10 protein-coding genes are annotated in these 19,374 nt (G+C 42.2%); 6 read left to right on the top strand and 4 right to left on the bottom strand.

Annotation, left to right across the window (positions count from 1 at the left end; all coding sequences use genetic code 11):
* Positions 1–12 precede the first annotated feature (12 nt).
* Genes WFY05_RS12695 through WFY05_RS12685 form a run of 3 tightly spaced genes read left to right on the top strand, consistent with a single transcriptional unit; the run spans position 13 to position 3,522 of the window.
* Positions 13–1,188 (top strand): esterase, encoded by a 1,176-nt coding sequence (locus tag WFY05_RS12695; RefSeq protein WP_340113242.1) that lies wholly within the window; start codon positions 13–15, stop codon positions 1,186–1,188.
* Between the two features lie 35 nt (positions 1,189–1,223).
* Complete coding sequence (locus WFY05_RS12690; RefSeq protein ID WP_340113240.1) at positions 1,224–2,891, top strand: FAD-dependent oxidoreductase; 1,668 nt, start codon at positions 1,224–1,226, stop codon at positions 2,889–2,891.
* A 40-nt stretch (positions 2,892–2,931) separates the two neighbouring features.
* On the top strand, positions 2,932–3,522 hold the full coding sequence (locus WFY05_RS12685; protein ID WP_340113239.1) for a hypothetical protein: 591 nt from the start codon (positions 2,932–2,934) through the stop codon (positions 3,520–3,522).
* Positions 3,523–3,536: 14 nt separating this feature from the next.
* Here WFY05_RS12685 and WFY05_RS12680 read toward each other — a convergent pair whose 3' ends face one another.
* The gene (locus WFY05_RS12680; protein ID WP_340113238.1) at positions 3,537–8,054 is read right to left on the bottom strand and encodes a rhamnogalacturonan lyase family protein; all 4,518 of its coding nucleotides are present in this window, start codon (positions 8,052–8,054) and stop codon (positions 3,537–3,539) included.
* Positions 8,055–8,412: 358 nt separating this feature from the next.
* On the opposite strand from WFY05_RS12680, the gene WFY05_RS12675 reads away from it, so the two are divergent.
* A complete protein-coding gene (locus tag WFY05_RS12675; protein WP_340113237.1) occupies positions 8,413–11,361 on the top strand; it encodes a glycoside hydrolase family 2 protein in 2,949 nt (982 codons plus the stop codon).
* Positions 11,362–11,452: 91 nt separating this feature from the next.
* On the opposite strand, the gene WFY05_RS12670 is transcribed toward WFY05_RS12675, so the two are convergent.
* From WFY05_RS12670 to WFY05_RS12660, 3 genes are all read right to left on the bottom strand, one after another.
* Positions 11,453–12,967 carry a family 43 glycosylhydrolase gene (locus tag WFY05_RS12670; protein WP_340113236.1) on the bottom strand — a complete coding sequence of 505 codons (1,515 nt, stop codon included), beginning with the start codon at positions 12,965–12,967 and terminating at the stop codon, positions 11,453–11,455.
* A gap of 6 nt (positions 12,968–12,973) precedes the next feature.
* The gene (locus tag WFY05_RS12665; RefSeq protein ID WP_340113235.1) at positions 12,974–14,755 is read right to left on the bottom strand and encodes a cellulase family glycosylhydrolase; all 1,782 of its coding nucleotides are present in this window, start codon (positions 14,753–14,755) and stop codon (positions 12,974–12,976) included.
* A gap of 97 nt (positions 14,756–14,852) precedes the next feature.
* Positions 14,853–15,944, bottom strand: coding sequence for a helix-turn-helix domain-containing protein (locus WFY05_RS12660; RefSeq protein ID WP_340113234.1), 1,092 nt, complete (start codon positions 15,942–15,944; stop codon positions 14,853–14,855).
* A gap of 199 nt (positions 15,945–16,143) precedes the next feature.
* Here WFY05_RS12660 and WFY05_RS12655 point away from each other — a divergent pair, with 199 nt between their 5' ends.
* Together WFY05_RS12655 and WFY05_RS12650 are read left to right on the top strand one after the other, a co-directional pair.
* Entirely contained in the window at positions 16,144–17,724 is a 1,581-nt protein-coding gene (locus WFY05_RS12655) for a glycoside hydrolase family 32 protein (protein ID WP_340113233.1), read from the top strand.
* 153 nt (positions 17,725–17,877) lie between these two features.
* The gene (locus tag WFY05_RS12650) at positions 17,878–19,206 is read left to right on the top strand and encodes a glycoside hydrolase family 88/105 protein (protein WP_340113232.1); all 1,329 of its coding nucleotides are present in this window, start codon (positions 17,878–17,880) and stop codon (positions 19,204–19,206) included.
* The last annotated feature ends 168 nt before the right edge of the window (positions 19,207–19,374 follow it).

Here is a 19,374-nt window from a genome sequence, read left to right as displayed (position 1 = left end):
CTACCAAAAATTATGAGTTTCAAATCAATCAAAACCACACTTATTGCACTGGCCGGACTTTTTATTTTTACAGCATCGCAGGCTCAGGAGATTCAACGTCGACGTGGGCCACAGGTAGTTTCACCAGAAATTGCCGGCGACAATAGTGTAACTTTTCGGCTTTATTCCGAAGATGCGAAATCAGTAAAAGTGAATGGCAGTTGGATGGGATTTGGCGAAAATGCTGAAATGACTAAAAATGAAGAAGGGGTGTGGTCAGTCAAAATTGATCAGCTTGAACCTTCCATGTATCATTACAATTTCATTCTAGATGGAGTAAGTATTCTCGATCCCCGAAATCCGCAAGCCATGCGTGATGGAACAAGGTATGCGAACACTCTCCTGATTCCTGGCGAAACTTCTGAAGTTTTTCAGGTAAACGATGTTCCGCACGGAACGATTGAGAAAGTGTGGTACGATTCGCCAACGCTGAAATTAAACCGTAGAATGTATGTATACACGCCTCCGGGATATGCCAGCAGCAAGGAAAAATACCCGGTATTGTACCTGCTCCATGGTGGTGGTGGCGACGAAGATGCCTGGACTTCGCTGGGAAGAGCCAACTACATTCTTGATAATTTGATTGCTGAAGGAAAAGCCAAGCCGATGATCGTGGTGATGACCAACGGAAATCCAAATCAGAAGGCAGCTATTACCGAAACAGAACCCGAACCGACTAATGCAGCATTCGCGATGGCTTCTGATCAATTCCCGGTGAGTTTGGTAAACGATGTTGTGCCGTATATTGAAAGTCATTTTCGTGTTCTTGCCAACAGCTCAAACCGTGCTGTTGCGGGCTTATCGATGGGCTGTTTACATACTCAGATCGTTTCTCTAAATAACCCGGAAATGTTTAAATACATGGGACTGTTCAGCCTCGGATTACATCCTGACGACAATAATCTTAAGGATATTATGAAACCGCTGATAGCTGCATACGACAAGAATCTGAAAACATTGCAAAAGAATTACAAACTGTTTTATGTAGCCTGCGGAACCGAAGACTTTGTTTATGACGGTGTGCAGAACCTACGAAAAAAACTGGACGACAACAATTTCGAATACATTTATAATGAAACAGGTGGAGGCCATACCTGGGCAAACTGGAGAGATTACCTGACCGATTTTACACCACGACTTTTTAAATAGTTCTTCTGAGCGAATGAACTACATCACCGATTAAGATGGATAAATATACTAAGCATACGATTCAACACGGATTATCAAGACGAAGCTTTTTGTCGCGTGCAGCAATTGCTTCTGCAGCAGGATTAGTAAGTTTCAGTGGTTGCACGCCAGACAGTCCGAGCGAGGAGGCGTTTGATGAAGGAGTGGTTTACGGAAGAAGTGCTGATGATGCAGCTAAGCTCTCGTTTTTGCCAAAACCGGAAAAAATTAATGAAGAAGATATTTCTTCCACTGAGACTTATGATGTGGTGGTGGTTGGTGCAGGTGCATCAGGCGTTCCTGCAGCGCTTTCAGCCCTCGAAAACGGTGCTTCAGTTGCAGTTCTTCAAAAAGAAAATATCGCCATTTCGCAGGGGAATTCAGGAGCCGGAATTGATCTTGAAAGTAGTGATAAGGCAGGTGTGGAAGCACTCGTGTCGAGACTGATGAAAGACAATGCCCATCGTTGCAACCCGAAACTTTTAAGAGAATGGGCCTACAACTCAGGGGAGGCAGTTTCGTGGGTGATCGACCGCGCTCAAAAAGCCGGAGCAAAGGTGATAAACCAGGGGAATTTGCAACAGGTAAATATCCTCGAAATGAATGGCTACAAGCTTGGATTTCATACCGCTTATTTCGGATCGAAACCATACACAAATGGCGATGGAATGCGCGATTTGGCGGCGTATGCCGAGAAGCAGGGGGTGCAGTTTTTCTACAGCACTCCTGCTGTTCAGTTGGTTCAAAACGAGTTGGGCGAAATTACCGGCGTTATTGGAAAAGGAGAGGACAGTAAGTACATCAAGTTTCTGGCAAAAAAAGGTGTTATCCTTGCTACCGGTGACTATCAGAATAATAAAGCCATGTGCGATTATTTTGTTCCCGATGCCAGGAATTTTGGTAGAAAACAGATCAATAAAACGGGTGACGGATTTGTGATGGGTTACTGGGCCGGTGGCGTGATCGAACCGATCGGGCATACCAAAATGCTGCACGATTTCGATGCGGGGCCCGCTACTATGTGCGATATGCCCTTTCTGGCTGTCGATCACAACGGGAAGCGATTTGTGGACGAAAGTGTCGAAATGTCCTTGTTGAACAACTACCTGCGTGGCCCTGAAAAGACCGGGCAATATTCGCAAATATTTGACTCGAATTACATGACGCAGGCAAAAAGCTGGCCCGGTGTTCTGGTCCCTCCCGAAGCTTTGAAGAATTATATGCCCGATGAACAGGTTCCTGACCGTCATGGTGTTTACGAAGCATTTATAAATACCCATAAAGCGGATACGATTGAAGAACTTGCCGTGAAAATTGAGGCAGATCCGGCGACTTTATCAGCTACGGTAAAAAGGTACAACGAACTTGCAGAAGCAGGTGAAGATCCGGATTTTGGAAAATCGGCAGAACATCTGAAACCGATCGATACTCCACCTTTTTATGGTATTCACCGGACATTGCGACTGTCAGCAGTTTGTTCCGGTCTTCTTGTTGACGAAAACCATCAGTGTTTGAATGCCGAAGGTAGCCCGATAAAAGGCTTGTATGCCATTGGTAATCTCGGCGGAGGTTTTTATGGCGGAGTGGATTATCCGCTAACTGTTTATGGTTTGTCGCTGGGACGCTGTTATACTTTTGGTTATCTGGCCGGGCGACATGTTGCCAATTTGCAACCTTTAGCTTAAAGCACACTTTTTACTACTTACAAGTTTTAAAACAGATAAAATGAACGATAAAACCAAGTCAGCCGGAAAGAAGTCAAAGCTCAGGATGCCGAGAGTTCTGATTCTTGCGACTGTAATAGTTGTTGTCCTCTCAGGACTCGTAACCGGCGGGGTGCACTGGCACAATCAGCCCGGTTTTTGCACCAATTGTCACACCCCGATGAATAAATATGTAGATAATTATTACGGGGGAGACACCACGTTGATGATCACACGTCATGCCACCGGAGACACCATATTTAGATGTGTTGATTGTCACTCTCAGAAACTAAATGAACAGCTTACAGAAGGAGCTCACTGGCTGACCGGAAACTATACATTTCCTCTGGAAAAGCGGCAAATTGGTACCCGCAGTTTTTGTCTAACCGAAGGTTGTCATGTGGAAGCTGAAATTATTAAAACCACAACTGCAAATCATAATATGTTGTTTGCTTTCAGCCAGCACGATCCCCGGCACGGGAAACAGGAATGTTACACCTGCCACTCGATGCACGGGCAGTCGGTTTATTCCTGTAACCAGTGTCATCATTTTGACTTACCGGAAGGCTGGATTTCGCCGCAACCCAATGGAGTAGTGGCAAGTTTAAATTAAAGTTGATATAAAACCTATTGCTTTGATATTTTTTGAATGATCACATCGTTTCCAAACCGAACTTTAACGAAATAAATACCCCGGGCCAATTCTGATAAGTCGACACTTTCCTCGTAAGAATTAATTTCCTTTTCAAAGACCTTCGTTCCATTTAAAGAATGAAAAGTAATGTCTTGTATCAGTTCACCATTAACAGATTTAATAAAAAGATGGTCATTAACAGGATTTGGAAAGATCTTCAGTTTGCCGGAAGCATTATGGATGATTTTTTCTCCGGTAATACTCGACACTTTTAATTTTCCTTCAGTATAAAGTTCTGAGGTATCCCACTGCAACCCTTCTCCGGGAATCGAAGGTATTATTTCTTCAAATTCGCCGCTAAATTTTGATGCTGTAAATAGTAAAAGCTCGTCGCCATTTTTGAACCCTGCTGTATCTGTTTTATTAATAGTTAGTTTCCCCGACACATTAAATGTTCCTGATACCTCAATTTTGTCATTTGAGTTATCATCAACCTCAATAATTACTGAGCTTCCCTGATTAAGTGTCAGGTTTGAATCAAATCCAATACTTCCGATTCCATCCTTTCCGGGTGTTAAATTTCCACCCGATAAAATAGTGGTCGATCCATGTATTGTAGCGGTTCCTGCAAGTGTTCCGTTATTTTTTACCTGAACGGTTCCACTTCCGGTTGAACTGCCAATCGATGTGATTGCCATAAGCGTACCTCCCTCTATGATTGTTCCTCCGGAGTACGTGTTCTTTCCCCGGAGCGTCAATGTTCCAGAACCTACCTTTTTTAATGATCTGCCTTCGATAATACCCGGGAAAAGACAATCCTTATTATTACTCCCGATCACCCAGTTTTCATCGTACAAACGTGAAGAAGACTTACTACCCAAAGCTCCGATTTTTACTACTGAAGCTTGCGAATCACCACCTGTGGTTCCTGTTCCACCGTGATACATTCCAATGTTGTAACCCAGGTTAATCGTTGCATTTTCATACCCGTAAGAATTCGCAATTCGGAATCTTGTATTGGAAGCGCCGGTAATGTTTATGGTACCACTAAAAGCTGACCAGTTCCCAAAGAATATTGTCCTGTCTTTTGTTCCCGGAAGGTTAAGATTAAATGTTCCGCTACCTGTTAGACGGCCTCTGTAATTGCACCGGTCATCAGTATTTAGGGTACCGCTTGCATTTTCAGGGACAATCAAATCAGAGGTAAACTCGGTATATCCGCCACTACTCATTGATAAGATCCCATTTCCGAAAGTAACTGAACCGCGGTTTAACCCGGCCGCATTGGCGGTTTCATTTCCGAGAAATAATTCTCCTTCATCTATATACGTATTCCCTTTAAAGGTATTGGCAGCTTTTAATGTTAAGGTCCCGGTACCTTTTTTCACCAGGTTTCCTGTACCGGCAAGCACACCTTCGATAACAAAAGTTGCTGAGCTTCTTTTTACATTGATCGTATCAGAATTTCCTGACAGTGTCATTCCTTTGTTTGTCAATGCCAGATTACTTCCACTGTAGATGAAGTTAGCATTGTTGATTATAAATTCCGCGGGAGACACCGACTCGTTGGCGCCAATAGAACTATTCATTCCTGACTCCGAAATTTTATTTACTTCCAGGCTTCCACCGTTAATAACAGTTTTGCCTTTATAACTGTTGGTGTTCAGTAAGGATAACCTGCCACTTCCTGTTTTCACGAGCGAAGCATTTCCGCTAATACTACCACTTCCGTTAAAGGTATAATTCACTCCGGTTGTATCGGAAACGATTACCGCACTAACCGGTAATTCTCCGTCGATATTAATTGTTTGATTGCTTTCACCACTCCCGTCAAAAATTACCGTATCGTTGGCAACAAAAGTCACTGATTCTTTTTCCAAAGTCCAGTTTGGAGTGGTAAGCAGGTCCCAAACATTGCTCTTTCCGTTCCATGTAACGGTTCCAGGGTTTCGCGATCCTTCAATCTTTAACCAAATGGTTTGGTCTGATGTTGTAAGTGAATATTTTTGTCCGTACAGCCCCTGAATTTCTATTTTATCCAGGTCTCCTGTCAATGTTCCTGAATAAGTAATTAACGGATAATTTCCCGGTTCTACCTGTTTCTCTGTTTTATTAATGATTAATGAGGTGAGGCCGCTAAATGTTATATTTCCTTTTACTGCAAGCGAATCAGAGATTTTATTCATTCCGCTTGAATCATTGGAAATATCAAAGAATAAGGAAGCATTCTCGGGTAACATGAGATCTCCATTCAGAGTTAATATTCCTGTTTGTCCTTTTAATCCCGGAGATAGAACTGATCCGCTCATTAAAGATACCGGCTGATTTACTACTCCGTTTCCTCCAAAAGTTGCTCCCGGATATACGATTACCTTACTTTCTGTCAAGGTGTCGTTAAGGTATAAAACGCCTTCTTCTATCGATGTAATGCCGGTATAAGCAGCCCGACAATCTAAATATAATTTACCATTTCCGGCTTTAATCAGCCCGGTGTTTCCTGCTAAAGTGCCATCGCCGTTAAAATGATAATTAATGGGAGTAATTACTTTAATATCTGAAGGCATAATTTCTCCGTTTAACCATACGCTGGTATCAGGATTTGCTGAAATATCAAATAGTACATCATCTCCCTGCGCGTAAATGCCTAAAGTATCTCCGACAATCCAGTTTTCTTGTCCGTCAAGCTCCCAGATGTTTGAAGTTTCACTTCCTTTCCAGATGCATTTTGCAGTTTGAATAGGTGGTGTTGGTGGTTTGTTCATGTTAGCACCAAGAAAGTAGTCGAGCATGTGCGATTGCATATATCCTTTAATGGTCATTCCGTTTCGGTAAGCCGGATTATGGGGAAGGGTATAAATACGGTGATTCGTTTCAACAGGTGTTGTGAATATCACCAACTGAGAGAAAGAACTATTTGTATAAATGATTTCTTCACGCCAGTCGCCCATAATATCGCCATAAAACATAGGAACTGCACGTGCACTACCTGTTGCAGAATGATAATGCCAGGTTGTCAACAAACGACTTACACTTTTACTTTGGTAGAGGTACTTTTCCAGCTTCCCGTCGTTCAGGTTTTCGCTTAGCAAATCTCCATCCCACCAAATCCGAAGGTTGGGGTAAGCATAGCTTGAAGAGATTCGCGTATTGGATGGTGCATTGTACAATCCACCAAATTCCCAAACTTCATACCCCGGGTAGCTGGGATCTACATCGCCGACTGATCCGCGTCCTACATCACCGATACCTCCATCAGGTGTGGTATGCTTCCAAATCAGTTCACCGGTACCGGCATCGTAATAATAATCCAGAATGGAATTGTATTGTTGAATACCATATCCTTGCAAACCCGGCCGCGTAGGATCGAGTTTTCCTACAAACCAGCGGTCTCCGTGTTGTATTCCATAGTCGCCCATATTGTAATACAACGAACCATCTTCGCCATTTAATACAAAGCCGATATGAGCAACTTCATCCTTTCCATCACCATCTAAATCTATAATTCGCATCTGATGGCCATCGCTTCCGTCTCCGTAACTGGTACCAAAAGGCATATTGGTTTTCCACTTTAATTCTATGTCTGTTCCGTTAAAATCCCAGGCACACATCAAACGATTAAAAGATTTGTCGCTGTTACGGTTTTTAAAAAAGGTTACCAGGCTTGGTGTGATTCCGTTTAAATATCCGACACCCATTGAGCAAGCCAACGGGCCAACAGAAATGTAACTATTCGGGATTTCGGCCCGTGCGCGTTCCATTCCGGTCAGTCCATCTATTACCGATACAAATTGTACATTGTTGTTATTATGCTGCAGTACTGAACCATCTCCAAAAACCACTCCGTTGGCGGTACGTACCATTACTTCGGCTTTTCCGTCCTCGTCCATATCATAGACAGTAACGCCATCCCAATTTCCTACATCAATGGCTGATGAACCAGGCGAGATATTATCCATATTCGAACTATTAGGCCCTAAATCAATGGTCCAGAGATAGGTACCATCTCCTTTGTAGGCTTCAATTTTGCAACCTACTCCCCATTGCAGACGGTCTACAATATAATCGTATTCGCCATCGCCGTCTAAATCGCCTACCCATACAAAATGAATCTCTGCTCCGCTTTTTAGAGGTAACACAATGCATGGTTCTATGCTTGTATTTGCTTTTAAAGTATAGGAATTACTCGCTTCCTGTTCCACCCCATTTACAACCGGTTTAATAAAATAGGAATTATTGACAGAAGAATTTAAGGTGTTATCGGTGAAGTTTGTGCCTTTTATCAGCACTTCATTGTTCAATTTGACAGGCTCTCCACCACCGGAATCTTTGTAGATATTAAAACCTGTATCCCACGATTCTGTTCCAAACAAACGCCAGCTTATAAAAGCACTGCCGGTTTCTGTTCGAACAGCGACTACTCCCCGCCCAAGTTTTTCCATTTTTCGTTGCCCTTGTGTCGAGAAAAAGAATACAAGCAAAAGGCCTGTTAGTAAGATATTATTTAAACGCATAAGAATTTGGTTTTAGTCCTAATCAATATTATATCCATTTGAACAGTCAGGATAGTACGACAAAGATATTAAATGAAGTGAAAGATTGGCTTTCTTGAAAAAAATGCGGGCTACTGATGAGATCAGTCCATATTGTTGTTTTATTAACAAGAAAAAATACTGTGTGCTGTTCAATTACAGAAAACAAAAAGAAATGGCTATTTTAACGCGCTCTTAAAAGAGTTAAGGCAGTCGAATTGATAACATTCGATGCCTTCCTTATTAGAACCTGAATTTAACTAAAACTGACATAATGGAAATGGCGTCTTCAAAACCTTCTAAATTCTTAGCCGTAATCTGCATTGGCTTAATCATTTTAATGTCCAGCATGCAATCGCAAGCCAACAGGTACAAATACAATTTTAATTCGGGATGGAAATTGTTTGTCGGTGACCCGGTCGGAGCTGATAATCCTGCGTTCGATGATTCGGAATGGAAAGATATTACACTTCCTTACGCCTGGAATGAGGACGAAGCCTTTAAGAAAGATATCCTAGAATTGTCGACCGGTATTGCCTGGTATCGGAAAACTTTCATTCTGCCGGAAGGTGAAGATGCAGCTAAGGTATTTCTGGAGTTTGAAGGCGTTCGGCAAGCCGGAGAGTTCTATTTAAACGGCAAAATGATCGGGCTTCACGAAAACGGAATTATGGCTGTTGGGCTTGATGTTTCTGACCTGATGAAGCCATTTCCTGAGAAAAATGTAATTGCTGTACGAACGGATAACAGCTGGGATTATGCCGAGAAGTTCTACAATCAACGTTATCAGTGGAACGATAGAAATTTCAATGCCAATTACGGCGGTATTCCAAAGAATATTTATTTACATACCACAGGCGAAGTCTATCAAACACTTCCGCTATATTCTACGCTTGGCACCACCGGTACCTATGTTTATGCCACCGATTTTAATATTCCGGAGAAGTCGGCAACGATACATGTTGAATCGGAAGTAAAGAATGAAGGCACTGAAGCTGTTGTTGCCGGACTGGAAATAACAGTTGAAGATTTGGAAGGGAATGAGGTGGCGCGTTTTGAAGGGATACCAAGAATGATTTCCCCGAACGGACAAATTGAATTGAGTGCATCACAACAAATGTCTGATCTGGAATTCTGGAGTTGGGGCTACGGCTATTTGTACACAGTTACTTCAAAAGTAGTAGTTGACGGCGTGGTGATAGATGAGGTACCTATTCGAACAGGTTTTCGTAAAACAGAGTTCAAAGATGGAATGGTTTACCTGAACGACCGAGTAATCATGATGAAAGGTTATGCCCAACGCACGAGCAACGAGTGGCCCGGGGTGGGGATGTCGGTTCCGCCGTGGCTGAGCGATTACAGCAATAAACTGATGATTGAGTCGAACGGTAATTTTGTCCGCTGGATGCACATTACACCATGGAAACAGGATGTGGAGTCGTGCGACCGTGTTGGGTTAATACAGGTGATGCCTGCCGGTGATTCGGAAAGAGATGTAAACGGGCGGAGATGGGAGCAGCGTTGTGAGGTAATGCGCGATGCGATCATTTACAACCGGAATAATCCAAGTATCCTTTTTTATGAAGGAGGAAACGAAAACATCAGCGAGGAGCATATGGCCGAACTGAAACAGATTCGCGACAATTATGATCCACATGGAGGACGTGCTGTTGGAAGCCGCGAAATGCTTGACAGTAAAGTTGCCGAGTATGGCGGGGAAATGCTCTATATCAATAAAAGTGCCGGGAAACCATTGTTTGCCACCGAATATTCGCGCGATGAAGGACTACGGAAATATTGGGATGAATTTACACCGCCGTATCACAAAAACGGATCAGGCGGAACTTATGGTACCAATGTTAATGGGGCTAAAGTTAGAGATGCTTCAGCGTACAATCATAACCAGGATTCGCATGCCATTGAAGATGTAAGACGCTGGTTCGATTATTACATCCAGCGCCCGGGCACAGGAACACGAGTAAGTAGTGGGGGAGCGAACATTATTTTTTCCGATACCAATACGCACTATCGGGGCGAACAGAATTATCGTCGTAGCGGAGAAGTTGATCCAATGCGTATTCCAAAAGATAATTTTTATGCGCATCAGGTCATGTGGAATGGCTGGGTTGATCCTGACGAACAAAACACACATCTTATCGGGCACTGGAATTACGAGCCGGGAACCGTGAAACCGATTTATGTGGTTTCGGCAGGTGAAAAAGTTGAGTTATTTGTAAACGGCAATTCGAAAGGTTATGGTGAGAATTCTTACCGTTACCTTTATACTTTCCCTGAAATTAAATGGGAAGCAGGCGAAATAAAGGCAGTTTCTTATAACAAAGCCGGCGAAATTGTATCGGAAGATGTGATAAAAACAGCCGGAGAACCTTATGCCATTAAGCTGACTTCCATGCAATCTCCCGTTGGATTTAAAGCTGATGGCGTTGATTTAGCCATGGTGCAGGTTGAGGTGGTTGATAAAAATGGACAACGTTGTCCCACAGCTTTAAACGAGATTGATTTTGATTTAAACGGTGAAGCTGTTTGGGTAGGCGGGATTGCTGAAGGTCCGGAAAATTACGTCGGTTCAACGACTTTGCCCGTTCAGTGTGGAGTGAATCGTGTGTTGGTTCGTTCAACAACAAAAGCCGGAAACATTAAAGTAAAAGCTTCGGCCAAAGGATTAAAGGGAGCGAGTGTTGAGTTCGAGACACTGCCAGTTAAAGTCACAACTGGTTTGCGTAAAGAACTTGTTTCTGAAGGGCTTCCTTCGAATTTAGAAAAAGGACCGACACCGCTGACTCCTTCTTATAAAGTTACCCGACGCACGATCGCCATTGTAGCAGCAGTTGCCGGTGCTAACCAGGAAAAAGCAGTACTGAGTTACGATGATAATGAAATGAGTGAATGGACCAATGACGGTAAAATGTCAACCGGATGGATTACGTACCAATTGGAGGAAGAAGCTGAAATTGATGAAGTCTCGCTTAAACTTACAGGCTGGCGACGAAGAACTTATCCTATAGATATTTATGTGGATAACCAAAAAGTATGGCAGGGTGAAACAGAACGCAGCCTCGGCTATATTCTAATTCCAATTGCGCCAACTACCGGAAAATCGGTAACCATAAAATTAACTGGTGCCGGAATTGAAGGCGACCTGTATCAGAATATGATTGAATTAAACGGAAACGTGGAACTGGATGGCTTTAGAGATCCGGAAGATCTGGATACAAAAGGTCAGCTACGAATAATTGAGGCTGAATTTATGGATGTGCTGGGAAAATAAAACCTCGAGCAGAAAAGCTTTCGGTCAGTCGTCAAATTCAATTCTTAGGTTCAATGACTTATTGTGCCAGATAGCTTATTCTGTAATCACTTTATTTTAAAGGTTCATATTTAAAATTCTTAAAAATGACTTTTCCATTGCCGATAGAGCAAAGCCCGATGCGCAGACTCAGAAAACCGCTTAGCACGTTGTGGTGTAATGCTGATGTTTCAAACGAATTTTCAATCTTGATCCAGTCTTTTCCGTCCAGACTATAAAACATATCTACTGTATTCTCAACGCTTTTCAAACGAAGAAAAACGTGACGATCGATGACCTGGCTTTCAGTGGCAAATTGCCATCCTCTAAGGTTAGCCAGAATATCATTATCGTCGGCCAAAATACCTGACGAGGCCTGACGGTTGTAAAACAATACTAGTCCGCCAATGGCATCACCTTCAGTTTCAATTTCAACCTGCGCACTATAAGAATGATCTTGTGGAATGCACAACATGGGAGAACAATCGGATATCGAATTTCCTTTTCCTTCAATTATAATACTGTTGTTCCTCACTTCGAAACGATCGTTGTCGAAACCACCAAAAAATTTCCAGTGTGGTTTAAGTTCGTTGCCTTCAAATTTGTCGCTCAACTCAAAAGGTATTCGTTTGGTATTGGCTTTTCCGGGAAGTGTCATCGATTCATCAATTTTAATATCACCCGGAATTTTATACCAGTCATCTTCTGTCCATTCAACCGGTGCCAGCATGGTTTGGCGCCCCATGTTGTAATAACCGTTTTCGTAACCATGGAAGAGCATAAAAGTATTGCCGTCAACATCATCGAAAATGGTTCCGTGACCTACCGACCACCACTGATCTTTATTCGATTGTGCTCTGAGAATCGGATTAAAAGGCGAATTTTCCCATGGGCCGAGTGGTGATTTCGACCGGGCTGAAATTACCATGTGTCCGGTTGCCGGGCCGGCGGTTCCTCCCTCGGCAACGGTTAAATAATAGTATTCGCCCCGTTTGAAAAGTTTCGGGCCTTCCATACAAAAACATTCGATCGACCACTCGCGCGGAATTTCCCAACCGTCGTAACTGTGTACCGGGTCGCCAGCAACAGTTAGTCCGTCATCGGTTAAAGGGACATAACTTCCGCTGCTGAAATAGAGGTAGCGGTTTCCGTTTTCATCAACCACATGACCCGGATCGATCATGCTAATATCGATCAGTACCGGTTCCGTCCATGGGCCTTCAATATTTTCAGCGGTGATGACATAATTTTTGTTATCGGCCGGAAAGTAGATGTAGTATTTATCGTCGTATTTTGCAATGTCGGGTGCCCAAACCGATCCAATATACGTATGCAATGCGTTTGCAACCGGGGTCCAGTTCATGAGGTCGATTGAATGCCAGATTAAAAGCCCGGGGTAATATTCAAACGAGGAGTGCACCATGTAATAGTCGTCCCCGTCGCATAAAATGCTGGGATCGGGATAGTCACCGGCAAGCAGAGGATTAGTAAAAGGGTAGCTTTTATTTGTAGTGCTTTGGTTTTGTGCATTGGTCGTTTGAAATATTAGCAACGACACAAGAGCTCCGACAAAAAATAATAGTTTCATGCTGTTTTATTGATTGTAAGATTCATTAACTCCTTCCATTAGTGCATCCAGAGCCTGCTGGTCGAAAACCGTATTGTTTTGGCGATTGAAAAGTGCCGAGGCATTTTCTCCCATGTTTCCGGCGTCCCAGTAAAATGGTAGCAATCCGTTTGCCCGTGCCTGTTTGGCCAGGTATTTCAGGAAATGAGCTCTCGAATTCAGGTGCAACTGTAGCTTATCTCCCGTTAAAGATGTCCGTTTAATCGCTGCAAATTCACCCAAAACCACCGGTATTCCTTTGTCGACAAATTGTGTTTTCATTCGTCCCATCAGGTCATCGAGGGTTGATTCTTCTCCCCAACTGGCGTTGCGTTCGGTATCGGTTGTTGAGTGGTAGTCTTTTCCCCAGTAGTAAAACATTTTTCCCCAACTTGCATCTTCCGTCATTAAACAGAACTGGTAAGGCGTATAATAATGAATTTCAGCCATCATGCGTCCTTCAACTTCGTCGTTTGGTAATGTCGACATCAGGTTATTGGTTTTTTCAATATCGGTCGATGGTCCCTGAACGACCAAAGTACGGTAACTATTTTTTCCACCCGTTGAGCGCACCGCATCAACAAAGGTTTGGTGATAGGAGAGAAGCACATTCATTTGTGTTTCATCATCCACGTTAGGTTCGTTGGCCCCGGCAAATAGAAGGTGCTCGTCGAAATCGCGCAAATGAGTGGCTATTTGTTCCCAGAACGCCTTTTGCTTGGCGTTGTTTTCGTCCTGTTTCTCAGGCGTACAGTTATTTTCGAGCCAACCTCCGTCCCAGTGAATATTTAAAATTGCATACATGTCGTTATCAACACAATATTGCACCACCTCTTTTACGCGGTCGAGCCACGACGATTTGATTTTTGCGGTAGTACTGTTCTCCATATTCTGATCCCACGAGCAGGGAATACGAATTGCATTGAAACCGTTTTCTTTTACCAGTTGAATCAGTGATTCGGTAACCTTTGGGTTTCCCCAGGCTGTTTCTCCACCAATAGCTTCGAGCGTGTTCCCGATGTTCCAGCCGATTTTAATTTGAGCGGCAATTTCCTGCGCACTGCTGTTCATCCCGGTCATATCAGGCTCCAGTGGATTGATATTGTAGTTTGGATAGCCGCCCTTTTGCAAAACCGCAATTTCTGATGTTGGCGCTTTATCTCCGCTTAATGTAATCGTGGTTGTTCTTTCTGAAAGGACCTCGTTCGCCTCAGTACTTAATACAACTGAAAAGGTTCCTTCGGCTCCAGTAGTTTTGCTAATTTGCAGCCATTCGGCATCACAGGATAAATTCCATTCCGATGTTTCTGAGCTGATTTCTATCGTTATTTCGTCGGCAGAAAAGCTAAACTCGGCGTAATTGATATTCGCACTCAAATCATAAAGATAGTCGGACGCTGCCTGCACCACTTTTATCTCCAGCGGATCTGCATTTCCTGCGCTTAGCGTCAGCTTAGTTTCGCGCTTCTCTAAGGATTTTGAGGAAACGCTAATATCAACTGTTTCCGATTCAAGTGTACCCGATGTTTTTGATAAGTTCACCCAGTCGGTTGAGGGATTACTGATACGCCATCCGTCTGCTGCGTCAGTTTTTATGGTAATGGTTGATGTACCTCCCGATGCCGGAATGTTGATTTCTGATTGCGAAAGCCACAAGGTGTCGGATTCTTCATCAGCACATGATTCTAAAAACAGGAACAACAATAATGCAATGGAATAAAATGAAAGTCTGCAAAATTTGATAGCGGAAATCAATACAGTTTTTGTCATGATTTACTCAAAATTTAGTTAACGGTTTGAGTTGCAATATTAATAATTTGTCTTTTTGTGTTTTTTACAAAATATACAAATTCTTTTACAAAAGCTGTCAGCTTTGGTTTTCGCGGTACTCCGAAGGATTTTTTCCGGTTTCGGCTTTAAAAACACGGTTGAAATGACTTTGATTGTTGAAGCCTACTTTATACGAGATCTCTCCAATATTCAGGTTCGATTCAAGCAATAATCGTTTGGCTTCATTTAATCGAATGCGGTTCAGGTAGGTTTTAAAATTGCAATTAAACTTGTTGCTTATAATTTTTGCCACGCGTCGGGGTGTGGTTGCAGTTTCCTCCGCTATTTTTTCGAGTGTGAGGCTGCTTTCGCTGTAATTGGAGTTGATGAACTCCAAACATCTGGCTTCACTTGAATTAATATCCTCAATATCAAGCGATTTGTATTCGACTACAATCTCTTTTTCTTTCTCCTTTCTTTTTAGTATGAAATAATTTAGGCTTAAAATTAACAGTACCAAAACAAAATAGCCTATTCCAATCATCAGAAACAACTCCTTATTGTCTCGGGTGAACGCAATCTGGAAAATATCAATGGTTTTTGGAGCTTTTATCTCAGGCGAGAATGCGGTCCCGATGTTGATATGAAGCAGGTTTTTTAAATCGAGAGTATGTTTTTTATCCTCTTCCAACTGATGCAAATCCACCCACCAATCGGGAAATTGAAATTGAGAAAGTGGAACATTGTACTGAATTTTTTGATCGCTAACACCCAAATAAGAATGATAAAGCGTTTCGTCCGAACTTTGTTCGGGATCCAAGGGCGGTGTATACAACGAAATACCAATTCTTTCGATGTTTTTGCCTGAAATGGTGATGCTGATTTGGTTGTATTTGGCCACATTTATTGTTCCCATATTTTTGGGCGAAAGAATCAAACCAACATAAGGACTGTAAAACTGATCATTAAGCTGAAATTTAAAATGAATGAGGGTATCGGAAACCGTGTATTCCTGCATTTCGGAATTTCCGCTGTTTGCCTGGTCGGTGTAATAATTGTAGTTGTAATTTTCCAGATTCGGAAAAATTATACGATCGCTAATGCTTGAAATATAGATGAGAACAGCAACCAGTATAAGAGTAAAAGCAGCAACAGGAATATAAAAATACTTCGCATTTAATATTTTCAAGGCCTGTTTATTCATACAATCTTTGCGCGAAGCTTTTGTGCTTCGGCCCGAAGATACAAAATATCATTTTTCCGTCTGATTTCTTTTAAGGAAGAATCGGTTCATTAAAATTTGTTCAGCGAAACAGGAATCGTTAACTTATCGGAAGGAAATCTAACGGATTTTTAAGCGGAATTAAACGATAATTAAATCTATATCGATGAACCTAAATCATTTCAATTTTCCGGCTTTAGTACTACTGTTGCTCGCCGTGGCCTGTTCCTCTGGTCCGAAAAAAACAGTTGAAAAGGAGGACGCGATAAAACTGTATACCGAGAAGTACCGTCCGCAATTCCATTTTTCGCCGGATTCCGCATGGATGAATGATCCGAATGGAATGGTTTACTACGATGGCGAATACCACTTGTTTTATCAATATTACCCCGACAGTACAGTTTGGGGACCAATGCATTGGGGACATGCCATTAGCACTGATCTTGTACATTGGCAAAACATGCCCATTGCTTTATATCCTGATAGTTTGGGGTATATTTTTTCTGGAAGCGCTGTGGTAGACTGGAACAATTCAAGCGGATTTGGCTCCGGAGAAAATCCCCCGTTGGTGGCATTTTATACTTACCACGATCCTGTTATTGTTGAGGCCGGAGGAGTTGATGTTGAATCGCAAGCCATTGCCTACAGTTTGGATAAAGGACGAAGTTGGACAAAATATAAAGGGAATCCGGTGATCCCGAATGACGGGAATCGGGATTTTCGTGATCCAAATGTGATTTGGAATGAAGATATTCAGAAGTGGAACCTCTTACTTTCTGCAAATGATCATGTTCAAATTTATACTTCTGACGATCTTAAAAACTGGAAATATGAAAGTGACTTTGGAATCGATGCTGGAACACATGATGGCGTTTGGGAATGTCCCGATCTCTTCCCGCTGCAGGTTGAAGGAAGTGACGAAATTAAATGGGTATTGATTGTGAATATAAATCCGGGCGGGCCAAATGGTGGTTCCGGAACACAATACTTTACAGGAGATTTTGACGGACACCAATTTACTGCCGACTCAAAAGAAACCAAATGGGTGGATTGGGGGCGAGATAATTATGCCGGCGTTACCTGGTCGGATGTGCCCAAAGAAGACGGCCGCCGGATTTTTCTGGGGTGGATGAGCAACTGGGATTATGCATCGGTTGTACCTACTGAGCGATGGCGCAGTGCAATGACCTTACCCCGAACGCTTTCGTTGACTAAAAAGAATAACCAATACGTTCTGAAATCGGCTACTGTAAAAGAGATGGAATTGATCTTCGATAAATCGAGTGAAATAAGTCTCGATGAGGCTTTGATAATTTCAGGAGTTAAAGAACTGGATATTCAGGGATTGACATTAAATCAGAGTCACTTATCGGCGGAATTTGAAACGGGTGAAACGCTGCCTGAATCATTTGGAATTACACTTGAAAATGAGTTGGGTGAGAATGTAACACTCAGTTATTCCGTAACAGCTCATCAGTTTCAATTCGATCGGACCAAATCCGGTGATATGAGCTTCTCAGATAAGTTTTCGGGAATCGCGTTTGCTCCATACAAAATTGGATGGACCGTAAAACTTGAAATGTTTGTCGACGCCGCATCAGTAGAACTTTTTGTGGATGGTGGAGAGCTGGTAATGACAGAGATCTTTTTCAATTCTCAAGCCTTCAGTAAACTGCAGGTTTTTGCCAATGGTGGCCATGTAAGCTTAACAAAAGCAAAGTTTGTTAATATCAACAGTATCTTTTGAGTAATTAGAAGAATATGTCCGATAAATTCTGACGCTACACTTCGTTAAATTGTCGGACTTATGCATTGCGGGGGAGACGTGGGAGATTCAACGAATTCATTTTTATCAAATTAAATTTTAAGGTTAAAAACTTCAATAATAAATGGTTTAAATATGAAAATCTTAGCATCAAAAGAGTTTATAAAAAGAAAAGATGTGATGATTATAAAAATAATAATCATATCAATGGTTTTTGGTACCTTCTCGTTCATAACGACTGCGCAAAGTTCATTTGCCCAAACAAAAATTTCAGAGGAGGAACGAATAAAAGCTGACCTGGACAGGATATTTGACTACCTCGATAAAAATACTCCGGCGAGGATTGTTGATCGCGAATCTAATGAGGTTATTACTGATTATAAAAATATAGATGCGTCAAGCGTTTTGGAAAGGGGCGATTTTGGGATCACAAGTTATGAATGGGGAGTTACCTATTCTGGAATGCTTAAAGTAGCTGAAATTACGGAGGACAAGAAATATGCAGATTATACCTTTGAACGTTTAAAATTGCTGGGAGAAGCTTATCCTTATTTTAAGAAAGTAAATGACGAAACGGGTAGGAGCGGGCTGCGCGGATTAGTAGCTCCAATATGGCTTGATGACTGCGGTTCAATGGGAGCTGCAATGATGAAAGCCTCGTTAGTAAATCCTGTACTGGCAGAAACCATTCGTCCGGTTATTGATAATGCATTTGATTTTGTAATGTATAAAGAGTTTCGCTTATACAATGGGATACTGGCGCGTTTACGCCCAACTAAAAATTCCGTATGGCTTGATGATATGTATATGGGAATTCCGCCTATAGCTTACATGGCCAAACTTCTCGAAAATGAGGATCCAGAGAAAGCCAGACTTTTATACGACGAAGCGGCTCTTCAAATCGAGTTCTTCAAAATGATTTTATGGCGCCCTGAAAAGAATTTGTACCGCCACGGTTGGATAGAAATTATGGAGGAACATCCTTCATTCTATTGGGCAAGGGCAAACGGTTGGGCGCTGCTTGCAATAAGCGATGTACTCGATGTATTACCTGAAGACCACATTGCAAGAGGTGAAATTATGGAACTATTCAAAAATCATATAAGGGGTTTGGCTGCTTTGCAATCGGGCGAGGGTTCCTGGCATCAGTTGCTCGATCGTAACGACTCGTACCTCGAAACAAGTGCTTCCGCAATGTACACCTATTGTATTGCACATGCCATAAATAAGGACTGGATTGATGGTATGGTTTATGGTCCAATTGCTCTCGCCGGCTGGAATGCTGTTGCAGCCCAGATAAATGAAATTGGCCAGGTAGAAAATACATGTGTTGGTACCGGCTTGGGATTTAATCCTGGTTTCTACTATAAGAGGCCTGTTAGTGTATTTGCTGCTCATGGCTATGGGCCTGTGCTTTTAGCGAGTGCAGAAGTGTTGCAACTTCTTGATAGTCAGAAGAGATGAGACGCTTTGAAAATCTATTTATTTAATATCGACGACTTTGAGAAAAAGATGATGAGGGAGAACACATATTCTGATTTCAAAACCTGGAAACAGGATTGAATAAATACACTGTAAATGAAAGTCACATCAGTACCGAAATATTTATGATAACTTTATAAAATTCAAAAA

Source organism: Maribellus mangrovi, from assembly GCF_037646455.1.
Classification (GTDB): Bacteria; Bacteroidota; Bacteroidia; order Bacteroidales; family Prolixibacteraceae; genus Draconibacterium; species Draconibacterium mangrovi_A.
This window is presented reverse-complemented; position numbering and strand designations above follow the sequence as displayed.

Bases quoted from the DNA above. Each gene is read 5' to 3' on its own strand.
- WFY05_RS12695 (WP_340113242.1), top strand. From the start codon at position 13: ATGAGTTTCAAATCAATCAAAACCACACTTATTGCACTGGCCGGACTT.
- WFY05_RS12690 (WP_340113240.1), top strand. From the start codon at position 1,224: ATGGATAAATATACTAAGCATACGATTCAACACGGATTATCAAGACGA.
- WFY05_RS12685 (WP_340113239.1), top strand. From the start codon at position 2,932: ATGAACGATAAAACCAAGTCAGCCGGAAAGAAGTCAAAGCTCAGGATG.
- WFY05_RS12680 (WP_340113238.1), bottom strand. From the start codon at position 8,054: ATGCGTTTAAATAATATCTTACTAACAGGCCTTTTGCTTGTATTCTTT.
- WFY05_RS12675 (WP_340113237.1), top strand. From the start codon at position 8,413: ATGTCCAGCATGCAATCGCAAGCCAACAGGTACAAATACAATTTTAAT.
- WFY05_RS12670 (WP_340113236.1), bottom strand. From the start codon at position 12,967: ATGAAACTATTATTTTTTGTCGGAGCTCTTGTGTCGTTGCTAATATTT.
- WFY05_RS12665 (WP_340113235.1), bottom strand. From the start codon at position 14,755: ATGACAAAAACTGTATTGATTTCCGCTATCAAATTTTGCAGACTTTCA.
- WFY05_RS12655 (WP_340113233.1), top strand. From the start codon at position 16,144: ATGAACCTAAATCATTTCAATTTTCCGGCTTTAGTACTACTGTTGCTC.
- WFY05_RS12650 (WP_340113232.1), top strand. From the start codon at position 17,878: ATGAAAATCTTAGCATCAAAAGAGTTTATAAAAAGAAAAGATGTGATG.